Here is a 22,357-nt window from a genome sequence, read left to right as displayed (position 1 = left end):
GCAGGGTTGAATAGGTGAGGCCGCCGTGCGGCGGAATCCTGCGAACGACACGTCAGATGATCGGCTCATCGAAGGAAGGAACGCCGTGGCTGAATACACCCTGCCCGACTTGGACTGGGACTACGCAGCGCTGGAACCACACATCTCCGGTCAGATCAACGAGATCCACCACAGTAAGCATCACGCCACCTACGTCAAGGGTGTCAATGACGCGGTCGCCAAGCTCGAAGAGGCCCGCGCCAAGGACGACCACGCGGCGATCTTCCTGAACGAGAAGAACCTGGCCTTCCACTTGGGTGGCCACGTCAACCACAGCATCTGGTGGAAGAACCTGTCGCCGAACGGCGGCGACAAGCCGACCGGTGACCTCGCCGCGGCAATCGACGATCAGTTCGTGTCCTTCGACAAGTTCCGCGCGCAGTTCAGCGCCGCGGCCAACGGCCTGCAGGGATCCGGTTGGGCGGTGCTGGGATACGACACCCTGGGCGGACGTCTGCTGACCTTCCAGCTCTACGACCAGCAGGCCAACGTGCCGCTCGGCATCATCCCGCTGCTGCAGGTCGACATGTGGGAGCACGCGTTCTACCTGCAGTACAAGAACGTCAAGGCCGACTACGTCAAAGCGTTCTGGAACGTCGTCAACTGGGCTGACGTGCAGGACCGGTACGCGGCGGCGACTTCGAAGAGTTCGGGGTTGATCTTCCCCTGATTGCTTGTTTCGGACTGGGGCGTCGCGCGAATTGCGCGGCGCCCTTGTCCTCTGTCGGCGACGTGTCGAGTTGCACGGCACAAAAAGCCCGCGCATTCTTAGTTACTCGGGCTACATTTAGTTGAGCATTGCCAGCGTGGTTACTTCGGATGGACGCGATTCGGAGGCGAGATGGATGCTGAATCCGGTGGACCTATCGGCGTTGCTCCCTTTCATTCCCGCGGTGCCCTGAAAGGGTTTGTCATCTCTGGACGTTGGCCAGATTCCACCAAAGAGTGGGCCCAACTGTTGATGGTGGCGGTGCGGGTCGCGTCGTTGCCCGGGTTGCTTTCCACCACAACCGTATTCGGGGCCCGCGAAGAATTGCCCGACGAACCCGAACCAGGCACCGTCGGCCTGGTACTGGCCGAGGGCACGGTGTTCGGGGAAAAGGCTATCCAGCCGGGTTATTTCGCGGAGCACCAACCTCCGGCGCTGCTGATGTTGCACCCGCCGTCGGAAACGATGCCGTCGTTGCCGGAGTGCACGGGTGCGGCGTCGGGTTGTGTCCTGCTGCCCGGGTTGCCCTATCTGGGCTTGGAGCACCGGGCAGCCTGGGTGGAGGCGGAGGCCGATGGCACCATCACGTCGATGGTGAGCCGGGTCGGTGTCGACCCGATCAGCCACCCCGATACCGCGATCCTGGCGATGCTGCTCGCCGCATAGGGCACGATGGCGTTCGCTACGGCGCAAACTTTTCGGTAGTCCCGCCACACGGTCGCTTCGTCTCGGCAGCGGCGTGGCCGACACCGGTTGTCGCTCGGGCGGGAACTCGACGGCTGCGCATCGCCCGAAGCCGTGCCGGCGGTCGCGGCGCGGTCGTCCCGACGGCCTCCCGGCGGCGCCGCAGGTCGGGTCCGGTGGACTTCGCGGGGTCAGACAGCAAAGTAGCCGATTGCGGCATCGGCGTCTTGCCCTGGTTGCCCAGAGTCGGGCGTTCGCGTCGGATCCGGGCTAGTCGCTTCGCTCATCGAGCTTGTGGACCGCGAATCACCGGGTCCGCGCGGGAGGTGTATTCTGCGGATAACCTGTGAATCCGGTCATTTTGTGGACACCGAGCCGATTCGTTCGGATGCTCGTCGGGGGTGTCTCGCGCGATTGCCCGAAACGCGGGTACCCAATACCTCCGGGTTTGCACTTGGTTTGTGGACGACAACGTCGCTACCATGATCAGCAAATACCTAGAGGTACCGATTGGTCTGATTAGCCCCGGTGGAGGTCATATCGATGAGCACGACGTTCGCTGCCCGCCTGAACCGCCTGTTCGACACGGTGTATCCACCCGGGAGGGGTCCGCACACGTCGGCGGAGGTGATCGCCGCGCTCAAGGCGGAGGGCATCACGATGTCGGCTCCCTACCTCTCGCAGCTACGTTCCGGCAACCGCACGAACCCGTCGTCTGCGACCATGACCGCCCTCGCCAACTTCTTTCGGATCAAGCCGGCTTACTTCACCGACGACGACTACTACGAGAAGCTCGACACCGAGTTGCAGTTCTACGCCATGGTGCGTGACGACGCGGTACGCCGTATCGCCGTTCGGGCGCACGCATTGCCGTTGGAGGCACAGCAGAAGGTGCTGGACCGGATCGACGAGCTGCGCCGCGCCGAGGGTATCGACTCCTAACTGACCTGGCGGACCGCCGACGGCCTGCCCAGATTAGGGTTGGCCCAGTGCTCGCGTGTGCGCACGCTGAGCCACGAGATATCGGGAGGCGGGAAGGGTATGGGGCTGTTCGGCAAGCGAAAGAGCCGCGCGACACGTCGCGCCGAAGCCCGCGCGATCAAGGCCCGCGCCAAGCTGGAGGCTCGGCTCGCCGCGAAAAACGAACGACGGCGCATCAAGTCCGCCCAGAAGGCCGCCGACAAGGCGTTCAAGGCGCAGCTCAGGGCGCAGAAGGACAGCGACCGGGCCGCGCTGAAGATCGCCGAGACCGAGCTCAAGGCGGTGCGCGAAGGCAAGTTGTTCTCTCCCACCCGAGTCCGTCGGGTGCTGACCGTTTCCCGCCTGCTGGCCCCGATCCTGACCCCGTTGGTCTACCGCGCGGCCATCACCGCCCGCGGATTGATCGACCAGCGCCGAGCCGACCGGTTGGGAATTCCACTGGCCCAGATCGGACAGTTCTCCGGTCCCGGTGCCCGGCTTTCGGCGCGGATCGCGGGGGCCGAGCAGTCGCTGCGCAGCGTGCAGGACAAGAAGCCCAAGGACGCCGAGACCAAACAGTTCGTGGCCGCCATCACAGAACGGCTCGCCGACTTGTCCGCCGCCGTAACCGCGGCGGAGAACATGCCGACGGCGCGGCGCCGGACCGCCCACGCCGCCATCTCGTCGCAACTCGACGGCATCGAGGCCGACCTGCTGGCGCGTCTCGGGTTGGGCTGACGCGCTCGTGCCGTCGAAGGTGTTCGTCGCGCTTGCGTTGCTGTGCGCCGTCTTGGCGGTGACCGCCGCGACCTCGGCCACCCCGCAGGACCCCGGCGCGGACATGCCGGTCTGGCCGTTCGTGCTCGGGACCGTCGTCGCCGTCGGTGTCGCGGCCATCTGGCAGGTGCGGCGCAGACCGTAGCCGAACCGGACCCGGCTGGCATGATGGGACCCGAGTGTTGAGCGACCCGAGCGACGAAGTAGCCACAAAGGAGCGGCCGCATGGCAGACCCGCAGGATCGACCCGAGGGCGAATCCGACGCCAACCCGCCGGCCCAGAAAGCCCCGGCCAAGAAGGCACCGGCCAAAAAAGTGCCGGCCAAGAAGGTCCCGGGCGAGGCCGCCAAAGCCCCCGCCAAGAAGGCGACGGCGAAAAAGGCGCCCGCCAAGAAAGCTCCGGCCAAGAAGGTACCCCCGGTGGTGGCCGAACCGGCTCCGAAGCCGGTCGAGGCAGCGGCCGATAAGCCCGCGGAGTTACCGCCCCAGCGCGCCGAGACCAACGGGCAGTTGGCTGCAGCCAAAGATGCGGCCGCGCAAGCCAAGTCGACCGTGGAACAGGCTAAGAACCCGCTGCCGGCCGAGCAGCCCGTTCCGTCCACGCTGCAGTCTCCCGTCCCGGTGGCGGTGGCGATCGTCCTGAGCCTGCTGGCGCTGCTGCTGGTCCGGCAGTTGCGCCGCCGTTGAGCGACGCGGTGCCCATATCCTTTCGACCGACCGCCGACCTGGTCGACGACATCGGTCCCGACGTGCGCAGCTGTGACCTGCAGTTCCGTCAGTTCGGCGGCCGTGCCGAGTTCGCCGGTCCGATCAGTACGGTGCGCTGTTTCCAGGACAATGCGCTGCTCAAATCGGTGCTCTCACAGCCCGGCTCGGGCGGGGTCCTGGTGATCGATGGCGCCGGCTCGCTGCACACCGCGTTGGTCGGTGATCTCATCGCCGAGTTGGCCCGTTCCAACGACTGGGCGGGCCTGGTCGTCAACGGAGCGGTGCGCGATGCCGCCGCGTTGCGCGGCCTCGACATCGGCATCAAGGCATTGGGCACCAATCCGCGTAAGAGCACCAAGACCGGCGCCGGTGAACGCGACGTCGAAGTGGCGCTGGGCGGTGTGACTTTCGTGCCGGGCCATGTGGCCTACAGCGACGACGACGGCATCGTCGTCATCGCCGCAGCAGACTGACTCTGACGGGCTAAACCGCTACGGCGGCAGGCTTTTTGGCGAACCGCAGACCTTCGGCGTCGACCTTGCCTCGCCGGATCAGGTGGATGTCGCGCAGGTAATTCTGGTTGAGCCGCCACGGGGTTCGCGAGCCCTGCTTGGGCAGCTCGTCCAGGGAGCGCAGCACGTACCCCGGGGTGAACTCCATGAACGGCCGCTCTTCGACGTCGGCTGCCGGCTCGTCGACCACAACGGTGTCGAATCCGTTGGCGTCCATGTGATTCAGCAATCGGCACACGAACTCCGAAACCAGGTCGGCCTTCAGCGTCCAGGATGCGTTGGTGTAACCGACGGTGTACGCCATGTTCGGGATGCCCGACAGCATCATGCCCTTGTAAGCCATCGTCCTGGTCAGGTCGACGGACTGTCCGTCGATGGTAGTGGTGGCGCCCCCGAACAGTTGCAGGTTCAAACCCGTTGCGGTGATGATGATGTCGGCCTGGAGTTCTTGACCCGAGTTGAGCCGGATGCCGGTCGGGGTGAACCGTTCGATGGTGTCGGTGACCACGTCGACTTTTCCGTGTCTGATGGCGCGGAACAGGTCCCCGTTGGGCACCAGGCACAGCCGCTGGTCCCACGGGTTGTAATGCGGACCGAAGTGCTTGCGCACGTCATAGCCCTCCGGCAGCTGACGCTGCGCGAAGCCCATCAACATCTTGCGCATACGTCGTGGCCACTTCTGGCAGGCGGCGTACATGATCCGTTGTTGGGCAACATTTTTCCACCGGATGGCGGTATAGGCCGCCTTCTCGGGCAGGACGCGGTTGAGCCGGTCGGCGATGGCGTCCTCCTCGGGCTGCGACACGATGTAGGTGGGCGAGCGCTGCAGCATCGTGACGTGCTTGGCTCCCGAATTCGCCAGTGCCGGAACGAGAGTGACGGAGGTGGCGCCGCTGCCGATCACCACCACGTTCTTGTCCTGGTAGTCCAGGTCCGGTGGCCAGTGCTGCGGATGGATGATGGGCCCGGTGAAGTCTTCGGATCCGACGAACTTCGGCGTGAAGCCTTCGTCGTAGTTGTAGTAGCCGCTGCACAGGAACAGAAACGAACAGGTGAGCGTGCTCGTCGCGCCGTTGCTCTCGACCTGGATCGTCCAGTGGTTCTCCGCAGACGACCAGTCGGCGCCGACCACCCGCTGATTGAACCGGATGTGCTTGTCGATGCCGTACATGGCCGCGGTGCTCTTGACGTATTCGAGGATCGGCTTGCCGTCGGCGATCGCCTGACGTTCGGTCCAGGGCCGGAACCGGAAGCCCAGCGTGTACATGTCGGAGTCGGAACGAATCCCGGGATAGCGGAACAGGTCCCAGGTACCGCCCATCTGCGGCCGGCGCTCCAGAATGGCGTAACTCTTCGTCGGGCAGCGGTCCTGCAGGTGCCAGGCGGCACTCACTCCCGAGATGCCGGCGCCGACGATGACGACGTCGAGGTGCTCAGTCATAGTCGTCACGCTACCCGCCGTGGTCCCCCCGCGATCCCGAGGAATTGCGATCAGCTGGTCAGCAAGAACAGCAAGCCGACAATGACAACGAAAAGTACCAGTCCGCCGACGAACGCAAGCACATTCTTCTGCACCGGATGGCGGTCCGGCCATTTCGAATAGGCACCGGGGATCGTGTCCCTGACCTGTTGCCGGGCGGCAGGCCCGTAAAGCGCCAGCCTGATCCCTGAGGCCGCCAGAAACCGGGCAATCTCGTCGATGTCCCAATACAACTCACCGAGGGTGATCTCCAGCGGAGCACCGTCACGACGGCCGAGTATCAGCCGCCATATCACGTAGCGGCCGATGTCGGGCACGTGCACCAGGGCCGCCGAGTAGATGTCGCCGAGCCGCACCGCATGCCTTCGGCCCAGCCAATCCGAATAGACAAGGGTTTCACCGCGGCGGGCCAGCCGGGGACGCAGCGCATACATGAACAGCATCACGAGCAGCGCGACAAATACTGGCGTCACCACGGCCAACGCCGCATACACGTGGGCGAACGCCATCCTCGCAAGAGCGACGACGGCGACAATCGGGATCAAGATGAGCAATGCGGGAAATTTCGGCTTGATCACAACATCTGTCGCCGTCGTCGTACTGTGCGACGAAGGGTGGTGCGGCACGCCGCTAGCTTGCGGGCGTTGTTCGGGGGTGGAGACGCTCGATCGGTGGTGCTCCGTCCAACGCCGGCCATCCCACCATCGGTCGCTACCGCGGCGCTCGGGGTCGGCGTACCAACCAGGCGTCGGTGCTGACATCGCAACCCCCCACGAAGTGTCTGAGCGTGTTCGTATCAAAGACTTACTTCACGACGAGGCGCTACGGAAGGGCGTTCGCGACGCGGGCACCAAGACTTGTCGGATCCCCATGCGAACATATGTTCGTGCGAGTCGAGGCGTCCATCCTGCATGCGGATCTGGACTCGTTCTATGCCTCCGTCGAGCAGCGCGACGATCCGGCGCTGCGGGGTCGTCCGGTGATCGTCGGTGGCGGTGTGGTGCTGGCCGCCAGTTACGAGGCCAAGGCTTACGGGGTGCGCACCACGATGGGCGGGGCTCAGGCGCGCCGGCTGTGTCCGGACGCGGTGGTCGTCCCGCCGCGGATGCATGCCTACTCCAAGGCCAGCGACGATGTGTTCGAGGTGTTCCGCGACTGCACGCCGGTCGTGGAACCCCTATCGGTGGACGAGGCGTTTCTCGACGTCGGGGGGTTGCACCGACTGCGTGGTCCGCCGGTGCGGATCGCGGCGCGGTTGCGCTCCGAGGTGCGCGAGCGGGTCGGGCTACCCATCACCGTCGGGATCGCGCGGACCAAGTTCCTGGCCAAGGTCGCGAGCCAGGAAGCCAAGCCGGACGGACTGTTGCTGGTGCCGCCCGATCGAGAGCTGGGCTTCTTGCACCCGCTGCCGGTGCGCCGGCTGTGGGGGGTGGGCGCGGTCACCGCCGACAAGCTGCAGGCCCACGGCATCACGACGGTCGGGCAGGTCGCCGAGCTCAGCGAATCGATGCTGGCCTCGATGTTGGGTCCCGGGATGGGGCACCAGCTCTACGCGCTGTCCCGGAACATCGACCGCCGCCGGGTGATCACCGGGGTCCGCCGCCGGTCGGTGGGTGCCCAGCGAGCGCTGGGCCGGGCAGGTACCGCCATGTCACCTGCCGAGGTCGACGCCGTGGTGGTCAACCTGATCGACCGGATCACCGGCCGGATGCGCGCCGCGGGACGTACCGGACGCACGGTGGTGCTGCGGCTGCGGTTCGAGGACTTCAGCCGCGCCACGCGATCGCAGACCATGCCGTGGGCCACCGCCTCGACGCAGCCCATCCTGGCCACCGCCCGGCGCCTGGTCGCCGCCGCCGCGCCGCTGATCGCCGAGCGGGGTCTGACGCTGGTGGGGTTCGCGGTATCCGGGATCGACCGCAGCGGCGCGCAGCAGCTCACGCTGCCGTTCGACGGGGAATCGCCGGCAGTGGATGCCGCCGTCGACGCGATTCACCGCCGTTACGGCAAGTCGGCGCTGACCCGTGCGGTGCTGGTCGGCCGGGATCCCGGCCTGGAGATGCCGCACCTACCGGATTAGGAGGCTGATTGTGCCCAGTCCAACAGCCGCTCGACCGGCCAGGTGTTGACGATGCGTTCCGCCGGGATTTCCGCGTCCAGCGCGCGCTGCGCGCCATAGCCCAGGAAGTCCAGCTGGCCGGGCGCGTGGGCGTCGGTGTCGATGCTGAACACGCAGCCGATGTCTCGGGCCAGGTTGAGCAGCCGGGTGGGCGGGTCGCGGCGCTCGGGGCGAGAGTTGATCTCGACGGCGGTGCCGTGGTCACGGCAGGCGGTGAACACCTTCTCGGCGTCGAACTTCGACTCCGGGCGCATCCCGCGACCGCCGGTGACCAGCCGGCCGGTGCAGTGGCCCAGCACGTCGGTGTGGGGGTTGCTCACCGCGTTGACCATCCGCCGGGTCATCGCCGCGGGCTCCATCGCCAGCTTCGAGTGCACGCTTGCCACCACGACGTCGAGCCGGTCCAGCAGTTCGGTCTCCTGGTCCAGGCTGCCGTCGTCGAGGATGTCGACCTCGATGCCGGTCAGGATCCGCATCGGCGCGAATTGATCCCGCAGCCCGTCGATCACGTCCAGCTGCTTGCGCAACCGATCCGGAGACAGGCCGTTGGCGATGGTCAACCGCGGCGAATGATCGGTCAGCGCGCAGTATTCGTGGCCCAGCGCCGCGGCGGCGGCCATCATCTCGTCGATCGGCGCGGACCCGTCCGACCAGTTCGAATGCAGGTGCAGGTCCCCGCGCAGCGCGGCCCGGATTTCGCCGCCGCCGAGATCTTCAGCGCTGGAACGCAATTCGACCAGTTGGTCGGGTTCGCGACCGGCCCAGGCCTGTGCGATGACCTTCGCCGTCTTGGGTCCGATGCCCGGGATCGACTGCCAGCTGTCGGCCTGGCCGTGTCGCTCCATCGCCGCTTCGTCGAGCTTCTCCAGGATGTCGGCGGCATTGCGGTAGGCCATCACCCGTCGGGAATCCTGACGGCTGCGGTCCTTGTAGTACGCGATCTGTCGCAGCGCGGCGACCGGGTCCATCAGAGCAACTGCTCGACGACGAATCCGGCCAGGACGACGGCGAAGCCGCCCATCTCACCGAGGATGAGCAGCGTCATGACCAGACGCGTTCCGGGGGCCGGCGGGTCGAACTGGTTCTCGGTGTCGCGCTTGGCTCCGTGCAGGATGTAGCTGCCGATGGCGGCCACGAAGAAGAACACCGCCACCATCGTCGCGACCAGGTTCACCCAGGTGGGCCAGGCGCTGAGCTCGACGAACGGCGCGAACAGCAGCGTGGCGAAGGAGTACAGCAGCGCCGCGCGGTGTGCGATGTCGACGTAGGGGTGTGCGCGGTGGTCGTCGGAGACCATGATCTGGCGGTATTTCCACACCCCGAGACCGAGCGCGAGCAGAAAGATCAGGCCGGCCGCCAGCAGCGTGAGTTTGGTGTCTAGTCCAAGAGTCATCGTTCGGCCCAGTCTAATTGCGCGACTACCGTCGGGTTCATGCGATTCGCGTTCAAGACCTCACCGCAGAACACCACCTGGTCCGACATGCTGGGCGTCTGGCAGGCCGCCGACGAGATCGACGTCTTCGAGTCCGGCTGGACCTTCGACCATTTCTACCCGATCTTCTCCGACTCCACCGGGCCCTGCCTGGAAGGCTGGACCACGTTGACCGCGCTGGCTCAAGCCACCAAGCGCCTCCGCCTCGGCACCCTGGTCACCGGCATCCACTACCGTCACCCCGCCGTGCTGGCCAACATGGCCGCCACCCTCGACATCATCTCCGGCGGCCGGCTCGAGCTGGGCATCGGCGCCGGCTGGAACGAGGAGGAGTCCGGGGCGTACGGCATCGAGTTGGGCACCGTCAAGGAGCGTTTCGATCGGTTCGAAGAAGCCTGTCAGGTACTGGTCAGCCTGCTCAGCCAGGAGACGACGAATTTCCACGGCAAGTTCTACCAACTCGAGAACGCGCGCAACGAACCCAAGGGCCCGCAGCGGCCGCATCCGCCCATCGCGATCGGCGGTAGCGGCGAGAAGCGCACGCTGCCGATCACCGCGCGTTATGCGCAGCACTGGAATTTCGCCGGCGGCACACCGGAGGAGTTCGCCCGCAAACGCGACGTGCTCGCCGCCCGCTGCGCCGACATCGGTCGCGACCCGAAGGAGATCACGATGTCGGCGCACCTGGGTCTGGGTCCCGACCGTGACTATGGACAACTACTCGACACGGCGGCCGCGCTCGGGGCCGAAGGACTGGACCTGGGCATCGTCTACATCGCGCCGCCGCACGACCGCGCCGTCATCGCGCCGCTGGCCGAGGCGATTCGGGACTCGGGACTTGCCGACTGAGCAAACAAGTGGTCGCTAGACAGCGAACCGTAGTAGATCTTCGGCCGTCACCAGTCGCTCGTTGCGGGCGGGAAACTCACGGCTCTTCACGGGGTGCCGAAACAGCGACCAGGCGATCCGGCCCACCTTTGACCTGGGAACGGGGTTCATATACACAGTAACCACTCCTGCGATCGGGTTAACGCAACTGGGACTCTGGGCGACCCGAAATGTGCCCTGGTGTGACGAGGCCCACAGTCAGTTATTAGACACCCAAGTCCTGGCAAACCTTTCGCGGCACGCCGCGAATTTATCAAATGTTTCTGGTGGGACTGGTGTGACTAGCGCATCGGTGCTGCGGACGGCTTGATCGGCGCCGGCAGCGCGGTCGAACCCATCAAGAAGCGGTCCACGCCGGCGGCCGCGGCGCGGCCCTCGGCAATCGCCCAGACGATCAGCGACTGGCCACGACCCATATCACCGGCCACGAACACACCCGGAACCGAAGTGTCGAAATCGTCGCCGCGGGCGACGTTTCCGCGCTCGGTCAGCTTCACCCCGAGCTCGGAGAGCAGGCCCGGCTGTTCGGGTCCGACGAATCCCATCGCCAGCAACACCAGGTCGGCTTCGAGCTCGAAATCGGTGTCCTCGACCTTGACGAACTTGCCGTCCTTCATGGTCACCTCGTGCACCTTGAGCGCAGACACGTGACCGTCCTGCCCGAGGAATTCCTCGGTGTTGACCGAGAACACCCGCTCGCCGCCTTCTTCGTGCGCTGACGCGACCCGGTACATCAGCGGGTACGTCGGCCACGGCGTCGACTCGGCGCGCGTCTCCGGCGGACGGGGCATGATCTCGAACTGGTGGATACTGGCCGCGCCCTGCCGGTGCGCGGTGCCCAGGCAGTCGGCACCGGTGTCACCGCCACCGATGATGACGACCTTCTTGTCTTTGGCCGTGATCGGCGGCTGCCCATCCTCACCGAGGACGTCATCGCCTTCCTGCACCCGGTTACCCCACGGCAGGTACTCCATCGCCTGATGGATGCCATCCAGCTCCCGGCCCGGGATCGGCAGTTCGCGCCACGCCGTGGCGCCCCCGGCCAACACGACCGCATCGAAATCGGCCAGCAGTTGCTCGGCGGTGAGGTCTTCTCCGACGTTCACGCCGGCCCGGAACTCGGTGCCTTCGGCGGCCATCTGTTCCAGCCGCCGGTCCAGGACGCGCTTTTCCATCTTGAATTCGGGGATGCCGTAGCGCAGCAACCCACCGATGCGGTCCTCGCGCTCGAACACGGTGACCTTGTGACCGGCCCGGGTAAGTTGTTGCGCCGCAGCCAATCCGGCCGGGCCCGAGCCCACCACCGCAACCGTCCGGCCGGTGTCGCAGTGCGGCAGCACCGGTTCCACCCAGCCCTCGTCGAAGGCCCGGTCGATGATCTCCAGTTCGATCTGCTTGATGGTCACCGGATCCTGGTTGATGCCCAGCACGCACGCCGGTTCACACGGCGCCGGACACAGCCGACCGGTGAAGTCGGGGAAGTTGTTCGTCGCGTGCAGCCGCTCGATCGCGTCGCGGAAGCGACCCCGCCGTACCAGGTCGTTCCACTCCGGGATCAGGTTGCCCAACGGACAGCCGTTGTGACAGAACGGAATCCCGCAGTCCATGCAGCGCGTCGCCTGCTCCTGCAGCGTCTCGGTCTCGAATTCCTCGTAGACCTCGCGCCAGTCTTTCAACCGCAACTCGACCGGGCGCCGCTTGGGCAGTTCGCGGTGGGTGTACTTGAGGAAGCCTGTGGGATCAGCCATGAGCCGCCGCCATGATCGCCTTGTCGACATCGGCGCCGTCGCGTTCGGCGTCGGCGATCGCCTCCAGCACCTTCCTGTAGTCCCGCGGCATAACCTTCACGAAGTGCCGCCGTTGGTCCCGCCAGTCGGACAGAATGCGTTGCCCGACAGCGGAATCGGTGGCATCGACGTGCGCCTGGATGGTGGCCTGCAGGAATTCCGCATCCTCGTCGTCCAAGGTCTCGACGTCCACCATCTCGGTGTTGAGATTGTCCGACAGTTCCTCGTCGGGATCGTAGACATAGGCCACCCCGCCGGACATGCCGGCGGCGAAGTTGCGGCCGGTGCGGCCCAGGATGATTACCCGTCCGCCGGTCATGTACTCGCAACCGTGGTCACCGACGCCTTCCACCACGGCGTGGGCTCCGGAGTTGCGGACGGCAAATCGCTCGCCGACCACGCCGCGCAAGTAGACCTCCCCACTGGTGGCGCCGAACAGAATCACGTTGCCCCCGATGATGTTGTCCTCGGCGACATAGTCTTCGGGCGCATTGTCCGACGGGCGCACCACGATCCGGCCGCCCGACAAGCCCTTGCCGACGTAGTCGTTGGCGTCGCCGTAGATACGCAAGGTGATGCCCTTGGGCACGAACGCCCCGAAGCTGTTGCCGGCCGATCCCTCGAAGGTGATGTCGATGGTTCCGTCCGGCAGTCCCTGTCCGCCATAGGCTTTGGTGACCTCATGACCGAGCATGGTTCCTACCGTGCGGTTCACGTTGCTGATGGTCGTGGAGAAACGGACCGGGGAACCGGCGTCGAGCGCCTCCCGGCTCATCACGATCAGCTGCTGGTCAAGCGCTTTGTCCAGGCCGTGATCTTGTCGCGAACTGCAGTACAGGTCCTGGTTCATGAACGCCGACTCGGGCTCGTGCAGCACCGGGGTCAGGTCCAGCCGGTGGGCCTTCCAGAGCGCACGCGCCAACGTGGTGTCCAGGGCGCCGGCCTGGCCGACGGCTTCGTTGATGGTGCGGAAGCCCAACTGCGCCAGGTATTCCCGGACTTCTTCGGCGATGAACATGAAGAAGTTCTCCACGAACTCCGGCTTGCCGGTGAACCGCTCCCGCAGCAGCGGGTTCTGGGTGGCAACCCCGACCGGGCAGGTGTCCAGGTGGCAGACGCGCATCATGATGCAGCCGGCCACCACCAAAGGCGCAGTGGCGAAACCGAATTCCTCCGCACCGAGCAGCGTCGCGATCATCACGTCGCGTCCGGTCTTGAGCTGTCCGTCCACCTGGACCACGATCCGGTCACGTAAACCGTTGAGCAACAACGTCTGCTGGGTCTCGGCCAGACCCAGCTCCCACGGTGCACCCGCGTGCTTCATCGAGGTCAGCGGGGTCGCACCGGTGCCGCCGTCGTGCCCGGAGATCAGCACCACGTCGGCGTGAGCCTTGGAGACCCCGGCCGCAACCGTTCCGACGCCGTTCTCGGACACCAACTTGACGTGCACCCGCGCCGAGGGGTTGGCGTTCTTCAGGTCGTGAATCAGCTGCGCGAGATCCTCGATCGAGTAGATGTCGTGGTGCGGCGGCGGCGAGATCAACCCCACACCAGGCGTGGAGTGCCGCACCGAAGCCACCCACGGGTACACCTTGTGGCCCGGAAGTTGGCCTCCCTCACCGGGTTTGGCGCCCTGTGCCATCTTGATCTGGATGTCGGTGCAATTGGTCAGGTAGTGCGAGGTGACGCCGAACCGTCCGGAGGCGACCTGCTTGATCGCGCTGCGCCGCCAGTCGCCGTTGGGATCGGGATCGAAGCGCTTGACGTTCTCGCCGCCTTCGCCGCTGTTGGAGCGGGCGCCCAGCCGGTTCATCGCGATGGCCAGCGTCTCGTGCGCCTCGGCGGAGATCGAGCCGTAGCTCATGGCCCCGGTCGAGAAGCGCTTGACGATCTCGCTGGCCGGCTCGACCTCGTCGATCGGTATCGAAGGTCGTACCCCGGCACGGAACTTCAGCAGCCCGCGCAGCGACGCCATCCGCTCGCTCTGGTCGTCGACCAACCGGGTGTATTCCTTGAAGATCGAGTACTGCCCGGTGCGGGTGGAGTGCTGCAGCTTGAACACCGTCTCCGGGTTGAACAGGTGGTATTCGCCCTCGCGGCGCCACTGGTATTCCCCGCCGACCTCGAGTTCGCGGTGCGCACGCTCGTCGGGGCGGTCCAGATACGCCAGCGCGTGGCGGGTCGCGACGTCGGCGGCGATGTCGTCCAGGGTGATCCCGCCGGTCGGGCAGGCCAGCCCGGTGAAGTACTCGTCGAGCACGTCCTCGGAGACGCCGACGGCCTGGAACAACTGCGCGCCGGTGTAGGACGCCAACGTCGAAATGCCCATCTTGGACATCACTTTGAGCACGCCCTTGCCGGCGGCCTTGACGTAGTTGTTGAGCGCCTTGTTGCGTTCGATTCCGTCGATCACACCCCGGTCCAGCATGTCCTCGATCGACTCGAACACCAGGTAGGGGTTGATGGCGGCGGCGCCGCACCCGATCAGCATCGCCATGTGGTGCACCTCGCGGGCGTCACCGGATTCGACGACGAGTCCGACGTGCGTGCGGGTCCGATCCCGCACCAGGTGGTGGTGCACGCCTGCGACCACGAGCAGCGACGGGATCGGGGCCATCTCCTCGTTCGAGTCGCGGTCGGACAAGATGATGATCCGGGCGCCGTCGGCGATCGCTGCCGATGCCTGGGCGCGCACGTCGTCCAGCGCCGCGGCCAGGCCCGCGCCGCCGTCGGCGACCGGGTACAGACAGCGAATCACCTTGGACCGCATGCCATGTGGCCGTCCGTTGACCTCGTCGTCGGGGTTGAGGTTGATCAACTTCGCCAACTCGTAGTTGCGCAGGATCGGCTGCGGCAGCGAGATCTGGTGACACGAGGTCTCGTCGGGACTGAGCAGGTCGCGCTCCCCGCCGGTGGTGCCCTGCAGGCTGGTGACCACCTCTTCCCGGATGGCGTCCAGCGGCGGGTTGGTCACCTGTGCGAACAGCTGGTGGAAGTAGTCGTAGAGCATCCGGGGCCGCTTCGACAGCACCGCGATCGGGGTGTCGGTGCCCATCGATCCCAACGGCTCGGCGCCGGTGCGCGCCATCGGGGCGACCAGCAGGTTCAGTTCCTCGTAGGTGTAACCGAAAGCCTGCTGCCGCATGACCAGCCGGTGATGCGGCATCCGCACGTACTTGTTGGCGGGCAGCTTCTCGATCGGGACCAGTCCGTCGTCCAGCCACTGCTGGTAGGGGTGCTCGGCGGCCAGCTCCGCCTTGATCTCCTCGTCGGCGACGATGCGGCCCTGCGTGGTGTCCACCAGGAACATCCGGCCCGGCTGCAACCGCATCCGCTTGACGACCTTGGACGGATCCAGGTCCAGCACGCCGGCCTCGGACGCCATGACCACCAGGCCGTCATCGGTGACCCAGATCCGGGACGGGCGCAGGCCGTTGCGGTCCAGCACCGCGCCGACGATCGTGCCGTCGGTGAACGTGATGGACGCCGGTCCGTCCCAGGGTTCCATCAACGCGGCGTGGTACTGGTAGAAGGCCCGCCGGGCTGGGTCCATCGACTCATGGCGTTCCCAGGCTTCGGGGATCATCATCAGCACCGCGTGGGCCAAACTCCGTCCGCCCAGGTGCAGCAGCTCGACCACCTCGTCGAAGCGCGCGGTGTCCGACGCTCCGGGGGTGCAGATCGGGAACAGCTTCTCCACGTCCTCTTCGGATCCGAAGACGTCGGTCTTGATCAGCGCCTCGCGGGCACGCATCCAGTTCTCGTTGCCGGTGACGGTGTTGATCTCACCGTTGTGCGCGACCCGCCGGAACGGGTGCGCCAGCGGCCAGGACGGGAATGTGTTCGTCGAGAACCGGGAGTGCACGATGCCCAACGCGCTGGTGACCCGGTTGTCCTGCAGGTCGAGGTAGAACGCCTTGAGCTGCGGCGTGGTCAACATGCCCTTGTAGACGAACGTCTGGCCGGACAGGCTCGGGAAGTACACGGTCTCGCGCCCGGGGCCGTCCTGGCCGGGGCCTTTGGTGCCGAGTTCGTGCTCGGCCCGCTTACGGACGATGTAGGCGCGACGTTCCAGCGTCATGCCCGAGGCGCCGGCCATGAACACCTGACGGAATGTGGGCATCGCGTCGCGCGACAGGGCGCCCAGCGACGAGTCGTCGGTGGGCACGTTGCGCCAGCCCAGGACCTGCAGGCCCTCGGATTCGGCGATCTTCTCGACCGCCGCGCAGGCGGCCGCGGCGTCCTTAGACGACTGCGGCAGGAACGCGATGCCGGTGGCGTAGCTGCCCGCTTCCGGCAGTTCGAAGTCCACGACTTCGCGCAGGAAGGCATCGGGCACCTGGATCAAGATGCCGGCGCCGTCTCCACTGCGCGGCTCGGCGCCGGCCGCACCACGGTGTTCGAGGTTGAGCAGCGCGGTGATCGCCTTGTCCACGATGTCGCGGCTGCGGCGGCCGTGCATGTCCACGACCATGGCGACCCCGCACGAATCGTGTTCGTATGCGGGGTTGTAAAGCCCGACGCGCCTGGGCGCCATACCCACCTAACCCTTCAGCAGACTTTCTGCACCGCCGCTTTGCGGATCGACTTCTCCGATATTGGGGCCGCACCCGGAGGTTGCGGGCTCGGCCCCGTCGGTCTCATCGATTGGCTGTCCGCCACGCGGAGATAATCCGGTCAGGACTTCGTCCGTGCATCGCTGAACGGTGATCCTGTACCTGGTTTCGACAAGTCTTAAAACGATAGGACAAAAACCGCCTGACATGCCAACTTGCCAATACTAACTTGCCAGCTCGCGGCTCCGTAAATTCGCTGTTACGGCCGCTTGACGGCCTTGCGACACGGGCCTCGGCCGACGGGGCGGCAGCGGGGCCGGAACGCATTCGGCGTCGGTGGGCCGGCAGCGTCAGTTTTTCCGGTCACTTTGCTGACGACGCCGGCGCACCCGGTCGGGAGCTCCGGGCAGGTTCGACGGCAGTCTTCACATCGGCAACATGGCGCGCTATTAGGCGTGGCAGCAATGACGCCGGATCGACGCACGACGCGTCCCGGGCGTCGCGCCACCGCCGCCGCAGCCGCCAGAGTGAGTTTGCGCAGAGTTGACAGGAACCCGAAACCGGTAGGTCGATGCACAGGGACAGGCGCGACCGGGTTCGGACCGGCGGGCGGGTGGCCGATACTGGACTGCAGCGTCCGTAGCGACCGGCAGAGCGTGGGAATCATCACGCTGAACGGTGTCGGCTGCGGACGCGACGGTCCGTCGCCATTGCACCCGAGGAGCCCATGAACGAGCCCCAGGAGTTTCTGCGCAACCGGGTGCGGCCCGATCAGCCGGCTCCGGCGGCCCCGCGGCCGCCGCAACAGCGCCCGGCCCCGCCCTCGGGATTTCGCCCGCCGGCGCCGCGTCCGCCGCTGCCCCAGCGGCCCGCTGCCCGATCGCCAGAGGCCGCGCCACCGGCCACGTTCGCTCCCCCGCCGCCGCGCGCTGTGGCGCCTGCCCGACCCGCGGCACCCCCGCAGACCGAGGCGCCGCCACCGCCCCCGGCCAGTCCGGCGCCGCCGGCCGCCGAATCCCCGGCACCCACCGACGTACCTCCCGACAGCGATCCCGCGCCGTCGGCACCCGCGCCGCCGGTCCCTCCCGCCCCCGCGCAGGCCGAATCCCCGGAACACACCGCGGTATTCGCCAAGACCGATCCCCCGCCGACGACGTCGGCCGGGCCCGCCAGTGCTCAGGACGAATCCCCGGCACACACCGCGGTTGTTCCCAGGCCCGCTCCCCCGCCACCACCGCCGCCCCCGCCGCCCCATGCCGGGCCGCCTGCCGGCCCGCCGACCCATGCCGGCCCACCGACCCATGCCGGCCCGCCGACCTATCCGCCCCCGCAATATCGACCGGCTCCGCCGCACCCGCCGTCGGCACCGCCGCACCCGCCGTCGGCTCCGTCACAGCCGTTCCCCGGAGCCGCGCGACCACCGGAGGGGGCACCGCCGCCCCGTTCCTGGGCCGGTGGCCGAGCGGACCCGGCCCGCGCGCGGTCGCGGCCCCCGCAGCGTGGGTGGCGTCGCGTGGTGCGGGCCGCCACCTTCGGGCTCGTCGACCCGGGCCCCTCGGCCGCACAACGCGACGTCGCGCAGTTCGAGGCGACGATCCGAACCCCGTTGCACGGCAATCACAAGGTGGGCGTGCTGGGCAAGGGTGGCGTGGGAAAGACTTCGGTGGCCGCCAGCGTGGGCTCGATCCTTGCCGAACTGCGCCAGCAGGACCGTGTCGTCGCCATCGACGCCGACACCGCCTTCGGGCGGTTGAGCAGTCGGATCGACCCGCGCACCACCGGTTCGTTCTGGGAATTGACGGCCGACAAGAACCTGCAGTCGTTCACCGACATGACCGCGCGGGTCGGCCGGAACGCCGCCGGACTGTACGTGCTGGGTGGTGAGCCGGTGTCGGGCCCGCGCCGGGTGCTCGACCCGGCCGTCTACCGGGAGGCCGCCCTGCGACTGGACCGCCATTTCGCGATTTCGGTGATCGACTGCGGCTCCACGATGGATGCCGCGGTCACCCGGGAAGTCCTGCGCGATCTCGACGCGCTGATCGTGGTGTCCTCGCCGTGGGCCGACGGCGCCGCCGCTGCCGCCAAGACGGTCGAGTGGTTGGCCGACCACGATCTACGGGACCTGCTGCAACGCAGCGTGGTGGTGCTCAACGACTCCGACGGCCACGCCGACAAACGCACCCGGGCGTTGTTGGCCCGCGAGTTCGTCGACCACGGCCAGCCGGTGGTCGAGGTGCCCTTCGATCCCCACCTACGTCCCGGCGGCGTCATCGACGTGACCAACGAGATGGCTCCGGCGACGCGCCTGAAGTTCCTGCAGGTCGCGGCGACCATTACGGGCTACTTCGGATCACGAACCGAACGGACCTGATCGGCGCACCGACGCGGACCGCTCATGCCGACTGGGCGGTCACCCGCTCGCGGACCGGGAAACCGTTGCGCTCGGCCAGCGACCGCAACTGGTTCAGCGCGAAGGCCCGCGCCCGACCCGAGTCCGGGATCACGACGCCGGCCCAAAGGCCCTCGGCTCCAGGGGATTCCACCGCTTCCTTGGCGCACAACCAACGGCGCGGGCAGGCCCGGCACAGCGTCTTGGCCTCTTCGTCGGGAGTCGTCGTCCAACGGTCGGGGTCCTGGGTGCACACACCGAGCTGCGGGACCTCGTACAGAGTCGTTGCGGTCATGTCGTTACGTTCCTCCGTGAAAGCGTTGCAGGTTGTGCCTGCCTGGTTCGGAACCATATAGCACTAACCATTGCGGTGCAACAGTTTGTTTTGGGTGGTGCGCTACAGGTGCTACAGCTTTGTGGCGCGATGGGAACTGTACTCACGAAATGCTGGATTACCAGGCTGTATTAGCTGTCAGTTAGCTGTGAGTCGGCTGCTGAACAGCTAGTCGCCAGCCTGGGGCATGGCGCAAAGTGTCGCCGGATGCGACAGTAGACGGTATGGTTAACCGTAGCGGTAGCCCGGTTTTGATCAGCCGCTCCGCCGTGACGACCGGCCGCGAAAAGCGTAGCGAAGGTGTAGCGATGGAAGGGTGCAACAGTTACGATGTTGGTCAGCGGAAGCCGCGTACTGCTGCCCGCTGTGGCCAACCCGAGCGAGGAACCCGTCCAGATGCTTGACGCTGAATCGACTGTCGGCCCGGCCGCGCTGGCCGTGCTGGGCAGCGTCACGCCGATGGCGCTCACTTGCGGCTACGGCATCGTCACCGTCGGCACCACGCCGGCACCCGGGGTTCAGCTGCGAGCGGTGTCCGATGGCCGTCGGCGTCGCAACGGTGGCGACCACCCGAACGGTAGGTTCGTCGGCGGACTGAGCGAAAGCTCGCCGACCGTCAACGACAACAGAAACGTCCGGTTCGGCCAACTCACTGGAGGCAAGGCGTTGACGTTCGAAGTCACCAGGCCGGCGAATCCGCCTGAAGCGCCCGCTCGGGACCGTCGGGCCGACCCAGACTCGACGGACCCGTCAGAGCTTGACCCCGGTGTCGTTCGGGCCGGCGCGGCCGCTGCCGCGCGCCGCCGCGAACTCGACATCAGTCAACGCAGCCTCGCGGCTGACGGAATCATCAACGCGGGTGCGCTGATCGCGTTCGAGAAGGGCCGCAGCTGGCCGCGCGAACGAACTCGGGCCAAGCTCGAGGAAGTACTGCAATGGCCGGCCGGGACAATCGCGCGCATCCGCGACGGCGAGACTGTCGCCTCGCCGTCCGCCCCGGCGCCCACCGTCAGCGCCGCACCCGAGACCCCGTCCCCGGACGGCGGGCCCGCGTCGCTGATTGCGCAAGCCGTGGCCGCCGCGGTCGATACCTGCAGTCTGGCCATCGCCGCGCTGCCCTCGCCCCAGGATCCCGAATTCACCGAGCGGGCGGCGCCCATTCTGGCCGATCTGCGTCAACTCGAGGGAATCGCCGTCCAGGCCACCCGGATCAGCCGCATCACCCCCGAACTCATCAAAGCCATGGGAGCGGTGCGTCGATATCACGATGAATTGATGACGCTGGGCGCCACGGCGCCCGGCGCGACCCTGGCGCAGCGTTTATATGCCGCACGCCGGCGAGCGAATCTTTCGACACTGGAGACGGCGCAGGCCGCCGGAGTTGACGAGGAAATGATCGTTCGCGCCGAGGCGGAGGAACCATTGCCGGCCGAGGTTGCCGACGCGATCGAAACGCTGATCACTCAGATCAATTGAGATGAATGGGATGGTCCGGGGAGCGGTGTCGTCGCCCCGGAATCCCGGTGTGCGCGCGGCATTGTCGTGCCCGCGAAAGCGCCACTCCCACCGGAAAATTCGTGCATCTACCCCTGCCAGAGCGCTGTTAAGCTCATTTCACGGTGCGAAGGTGCATACCGAGATGACCATGCACTCCAAATAGCCAAACGTAAGGAACCACTCCAATGTCGGGTAGCGCAATGTGCAAGACCACCAGCAACTTCATTTACGCGCAGTTGTTTTTGCTGGGTGAAGGCATTCCCGACCCGGGTGACATTTTCAACGCCGGTTCTTCATTGTTCAAAGGTGTGGCCGACAAGATCGGTTTGGCCATCCCGGGCACTAACTGGATCGGCCAGGCCGCCGACGCCTATCTGAACCAGAACACCGCCCAGGAGCTGCGCGCCAAACTGATGGGTGAAATCGACGACCTGACCGGCAATCTCATTTCCAATCAGGCCGAACACGTCTCGGATACGCGTGGTGTCCTGCGGGCGATGAAGAACATGATCGACGGCGTCTACAAGGCCTGCAAATGGCTGGAGGACAACCTGTGGATCGTCGGCGACGCGTTGTCGGTGGCGTTGGCCATCCCGTCGTGCGCGTTCGCGATGGCCGTTGTCGGCGGGGCACTGCTCTACCTGACGATCATGACGGCGATGAACGCGGCCGCCATGATCGGACTCGGCGGCCGGCTGCTCGACATCCTGACGAACCTGCCCAAGCTGGCCGGGCTGATCCCCGACATCATCGGCGGCATCATCGGCGACCTGTGGCCGCCGAAGCTGCCCGACATTCCGATCCCGGGCCTCCCCAATATTCCGGGCCTGCCCGAATTCACCTGGCCGCCGCAGGTCGGCATCCCGGACTTCAACCTGCCGATCCCGGGTCTGCCCGAGTTCCAGTGGCCGTCCATCCCCGGCCTGCCGGACTTCGGCGGGCTCATCCCCGAGCTGGGCGGCCTCATCCCGGGTTTCCCGAGTCTGCCCGGCCTGCCCAGCATCCCCAACCTGTTCCCCGGGCTGCCCGGGCTCGGCGAACTCTTCCCGGGTGTCGGCAACCTCGGCAAGTTGCCGACCTGGACCGAATTGGCCGCTCTGCCGGACTTCCTGGGCGGCTTCGCCGGCCTGCCCGTGCTGAGCTTCGGCAACCTGCTCAGCTTTGCCCAGCTGCCCGGCGTCGGACAGATCACCTCGACGATGGGCCAGTTGCAGCAACTGATGTCGGCCGGCGGCGGCCCGGGCCAACTGGGCAGCATGGCCGGGCAGCAGGCGCAGATGATTTCGTCGCAGGCACAGCAAGCCGGCCAGAACGACGACCAGCGTGACGAAGGCGCCGGAGCGGGCGCCGGATCGACAGGCGGCGAGCGCGCACCGGTCGACGCCGGAGTCGGTGGCCAGCAAGGCCAGCCGGGGACCGTCCTCTAGTACAAACAGTCGGCCTGTAAACGGCCAAACCCATACCAAGCCAAAGCCATAGCGAGTAA

At 66.6% G+C, this 22,357-nt stretch carries 19 protein-coding genes and 1 pseudogene; 12 read left to right on the top strand and 8 right to left on the bottom strand.

Going from position 1 to position 22,357, the window contains the following annotated elements:
* Positions 1–85 precede the first annotated feature (85 nt).
* From AC5Y47_RS06410 to rraA, 7 genes are all read left to right on the top strand, one after another.
* Positions 86–709 carry a superoxide dismutase gene (locus tag AC5Y47_RS06410; protein WP_499943072.1) on the top strand — a complete coding sequence of 208 codons (624 nt, stop codon included), beginning with the start codon at positions 86–88 and terminating at the stop codon, positions 707–709.
* A 171-nt stretch (positions 710–880) separates the two neighbouring features.
* A complete protein-coding gene (locus AC5Y47_RS06405) occupies positions 881–1,414 on the top strand; it encodes a peptidase (protein ID WP_499943071.1) in 534 nt (177 codons plus the stop codon).
* Between the two features lie 561 nt (positions 1,415–1,975).
* Positions 1,976–2,374, top strand: a complete 399-nt coding sequence (locus tag AC5Y47_RS06400; RefSeq protein WP_499943070.1) for a transcriptional regulator — start codon at positions 1,976–1,978, stop codon at positions 2,372–2,374.
* Positions 2,375–2,473: 99 nt separating this feature from the next.
* Complete coding sequence (locus AC5Y47_RS06395; protein WP_499943069.1) at positions 2,474–3,130, top strand: DUF6474 family protein; 657 nt, start codon at positions 2,474–2,476, stop codon at positions 3,128–3,130.
* 7 nt (positions 3,131–3,137) lie between these two features.
* A complete protein-coding gene (locus tag AC5Y47_RS06390) occupies positions 3,138–3,314 on the top strand; it encodes a hypothetical protein (protein WP_499943068.1) in 177 nt (58 codons plus the stop codon).
* 80 nt (positions 3,315–3,394) lie between these two features.
* Positions 3,395–3,856, top strand: coding sequence for an Rv3852 family protein (locus tag AC5Y47_RS06385; RefSeq protein WP_499943067.1), 462 nt, complete (start codon positions 3,395–3,397; stop codon positions 3,854–3,856).
* Between the two features lie 8 nt (positions 3,857–3,864).
* Positions 3,865–4,350, top strand: coding sequence for a ribonuclease E activity regulator RraA (gene rraA, locus AC5Y47_RS06380; RefSeq protein ID WP_499943066.1), 486 nt, complete (start codon positions 3,865–3,867; stop codon positions 4,348–4,350).
* Between the two features lie 10 nt (positions 4,351–4,360).
* On the opposite strand, the gene AC5Y47_RS06375 is transcribed toward rraA, so the two are convergent.
* The 3 genes and pseudogenes from AC5Y47_RS06375 to AC5Y47_RS06365 all read right to left on the bottom strand — a co-directional run.
* Entirely contained in the window at positions 4,361–5,830 is a 1,470-nt protein-coding gene (locus AC5Y47_RS06375; protein ID WP_499943065.1) for a flavin-containing monooxygenase, read from the bottom strand.
* A gap of 50 nt (positions 5,831–5,880) precedes the next feature.
* Positions 5,881–6,423 (bottom strand): hypothetical protein, encoded by a 543-nt coding sequence (locus AC5Y47_RS06370; protein WP_499943176.1) that lies wholly within the window; start codon positions 6,421–6,423, stop codon positions 5,881–5,883.
* Between the two features lie 108 nt (positions 6,424–6,531).
* Positions 6,532–6,630: pseudogene (locus AC5Y47_RS06365) on the bottom strand (DUF2510 domain-containing protein); the annotation flags it as partial.
* Positions 6,631–6,749: 119 nt separating this feature from the next.
* On the opposite strand from AC5Y47_RS06365, the gene dinB reads away from it, so the two are divergent.
* Positions 6,750–7,949 carry a DNA polymerase IV gene (gene dinB, locus AC5Y47_RS06360; protein ID WP_499943064.1) on the top strand — a complete coding sequence of 400 codons (1,200 nt, stop codon included), beginning with the start codon at positions 6,750–6,752 and terminating at the stop codon, positions 7,947–7,949.
* Here dinB and AC5Y47_RS06355 read toward each other — a convergent pair.
* Positions 7,946–8,956 carry a PHP domain-containing protein gene (locus tag AC5Y47_RS06355; RefSeq protein ID WP_499943063.1) on the bottom strand — a complete coding sequence of 337 codons (1,011 nt, stop codon included), beginning with the start codon at positions 8,954–8,956 and terminating at the stop codon, positions 7,946–7,948. The genes dinB and AC5Y47_RS06355 overlap by 4 nt on opposite strands.
* Positions 8,956–9,381, bottom strand: coding sequence for a hypothetical protein (locus AC5Y47_RS06350; protein WP_499943062.1), 426 nt, complete (start codon positions 9,379–9,381; stop codon positions 8,956–8,958). The genes AC5Y47_RS06355 and AC5Y47_RS06350 overlap by 1 nt, the downstream gene beginning before the upstream one ends.
* 39 nt (positions 9,382–9,420) lie before the next feature.
* On the opposite strand from AC5Y47_RS06350, the gene AC5Y47_RS06345 reads away from it, so the two are divergent.
* Entirely contained in the window at positions 9,421–10,269 is an 849-nt protein-coding gene (locus tag AC5Y47_RS06345; protein WP_499943061.1) for an LLM class F420-dependent oxidoreductase, read from the top strand.
* 320 nt (positions 10,270–10,589) lie between these two features.
* Here AC5Y47_RS06345 and AC5Y47_RS06340 read toward each other — a convergent pair whose 3' ends face one another.
* A complete protein-coding gene (locus AC5Y47_RS06340; protein WP_499943060.1) occupies positions 10,590–12,056 on the bottom strand; it encodes a glutamate synthase subunit beta in 1,467 nt (488 codons plus the stop codon).
* Positions 12,049–16,632, bottom strand: coding sequence for a glutamate synthase large subunit (gltB, locus tag AC5Y47_RS06335; RefSeq protein WP_499943059.1), 4,584 nt, complete (start codon positions 16,630–16,632; stop codon positions 12,049–12,051). Before gltB ends, AC5Y47_RS06340 begins: the two co-directional genes overlap by 8 nt.
* Before the next feature lie 875 nt (positions 16,633–17,507).
* Between gltB and AC5Y47_RS06330 the strand changes: the two genes are divergently transcribed.
* Entirely contained in the window at positions 17,508–19,022 is a 1,515-nt protein-coding gene (locus AC5Y47_RS06330) for a MinD/ParA family ATP-binding protein (RefSeq protein WP_499943171.1), read from the top strand.
* Between the two features lie 22 nt (positions 19,023–19,044).
* Here the strand turns inward: AC5Y47_RS06330 and AC5Y47_RS06325 are convergent, their stop codons facing one another.
* Entirely contained in the window at positions 19,045–19,335 is a 291-nt protein-coding gene (locus AC5Y47_RS06325; protein ID WP_499943058.1) for a WhiB family transcriptional regulator, read from the bottom strand.
* A gap of 435 nt (positions 19,336–19,770) precedes the next feature.
* Here AC5Y47_RS06325 and AC5Y47_RS06320 point away from each other — a divergent pair, with 435 nt between their 5' ends.
* A complete protein-coding gene (locus AC5Y47_RS06320) occupies positions 19,771–20,850 on the top strand; it encodes a helix-turn-helix domain-containing protein (protein ID WP_499943170.1) in 1,080 nt (359 codons plus the stop codon).
* A 206-nt stretch (positions 20,851–21,056) separates the two neighbouring features.
* Positions 21,057–22,298 (top strand): EspA/EspE family type VII secretion system effector, encoded by a 1,242-nt coding sequence (locus tag AC5Y47_RS06315; RefSeq protein ID WP_499943057.1) that lies wholly within the window; start codon positions 21,057–21,059, stop codon positions 22,296–22,298.
* Positions 22,299–22,357: the final 59 nt, after the last annotated feature.

This window comes from Mycobacterium sp. NGS22, from assembly GCF_059813095.1.
Note: the sequence above shows the minus strand (reverse complement) of the source record. Positions and strands in the feature narration are given on the sequence as shown.

Coding starts and splice junctions, on each gene's coding strand:
- AC5Y47_RS06405 (WP_499943071.1), top strand. CDS start 881: ATGGATGCTGAATCCGGTGGACCTATCGGCGTTGCTCCCTTTCATTCC.
- AC5Y47_RS06400 (WP_499943070.1), top strand. CDS start 1,976: ATGAGCACGACGTTCGCTGCCCGCCTGAACCGCCTGTTCGACACGGTG.
- AC5Y47_RS06395 (WP_499943069.1), top strand. CDS start 2,474: ATGGGGCTGTTCGGCAAGCGAAAGAGCCGCGCGACACGTCGCGCCGAA.
- AC5Y47_RS06385 (WP_499943067.1), top strand. CDS start 3,395: ATGGCAGACCCGCAGGATCGACCCGAGGGCGAATCCGACGCCAACCCG.
- AC5Y47_RS06375 (WP_499943065.1), bottom strand. CDS start 5,830: ATGACTGAGCACCTCGACGTCGTCATCGTCGGCGCCGGCATCTCGGGA.
- dinB (WP_499943064.1), top strand. CDS start 6,750: ATGTTCGTGCGAGTCGAGGCGTCCATCCTGCATGCGGATCTGGACTCG.
- AC5Y47_RS06355 (WP_499943063.1), bottom strand. CDS start 8,956: ATGGACCCGGTCGCCGCGCTGCGACAGATCGCGTACTACAAGGACCGC.
- AC5Y47_RS06350 (WP_499943062.1), bottom strand. CDS start 9,381: ATGACTCTTGGACTAGACACCAAACTCACGCTGCTGGCGGCCGGCCTG.
- AC5Y47_RS06345 (WP_499943061.1), top strand. CDS start 9,421: ATGCGATTCGCGTTCAAGACCTCACCGCAGAACACCACCTGGTCCGAC.
- AC5Y47_RS06340 (WP_499943060.1), bottom strand. CDS start 12,056: ATGGCTGATCCCACAGGCTTCCTCAAGTACACCCACCGCGAACTGCCC.
- gltB (WP_499943059.1), bottom strand. CDS start 16,632: ATGGCGCCCAGGCGCGTCGGGCTTTACAACCCCGCATACGAACACGAT.
- AC5Y47_RS06325 (WP_499943058.1), bottom strand. CDS start 19,335: ATGACCGCAACGACTCTGTACGAGGTCCCGCAGCTCGGTGTGTGCACC.
- AC5Y47_RS06320 (WP_499943170.1), top strand. CDS start 19,771: ATGCTTGACGCTGAATCGACTGTCGGCCCGGCCGCGCTGGCCGTGCTG.
- AC5Y47_RS06315 (WP_499943057.1), top strand. CDS start 21,057: ATGTCGGGTAGCGCAATGTGCAAGACCACCAGCAACTTCATTTACGCG.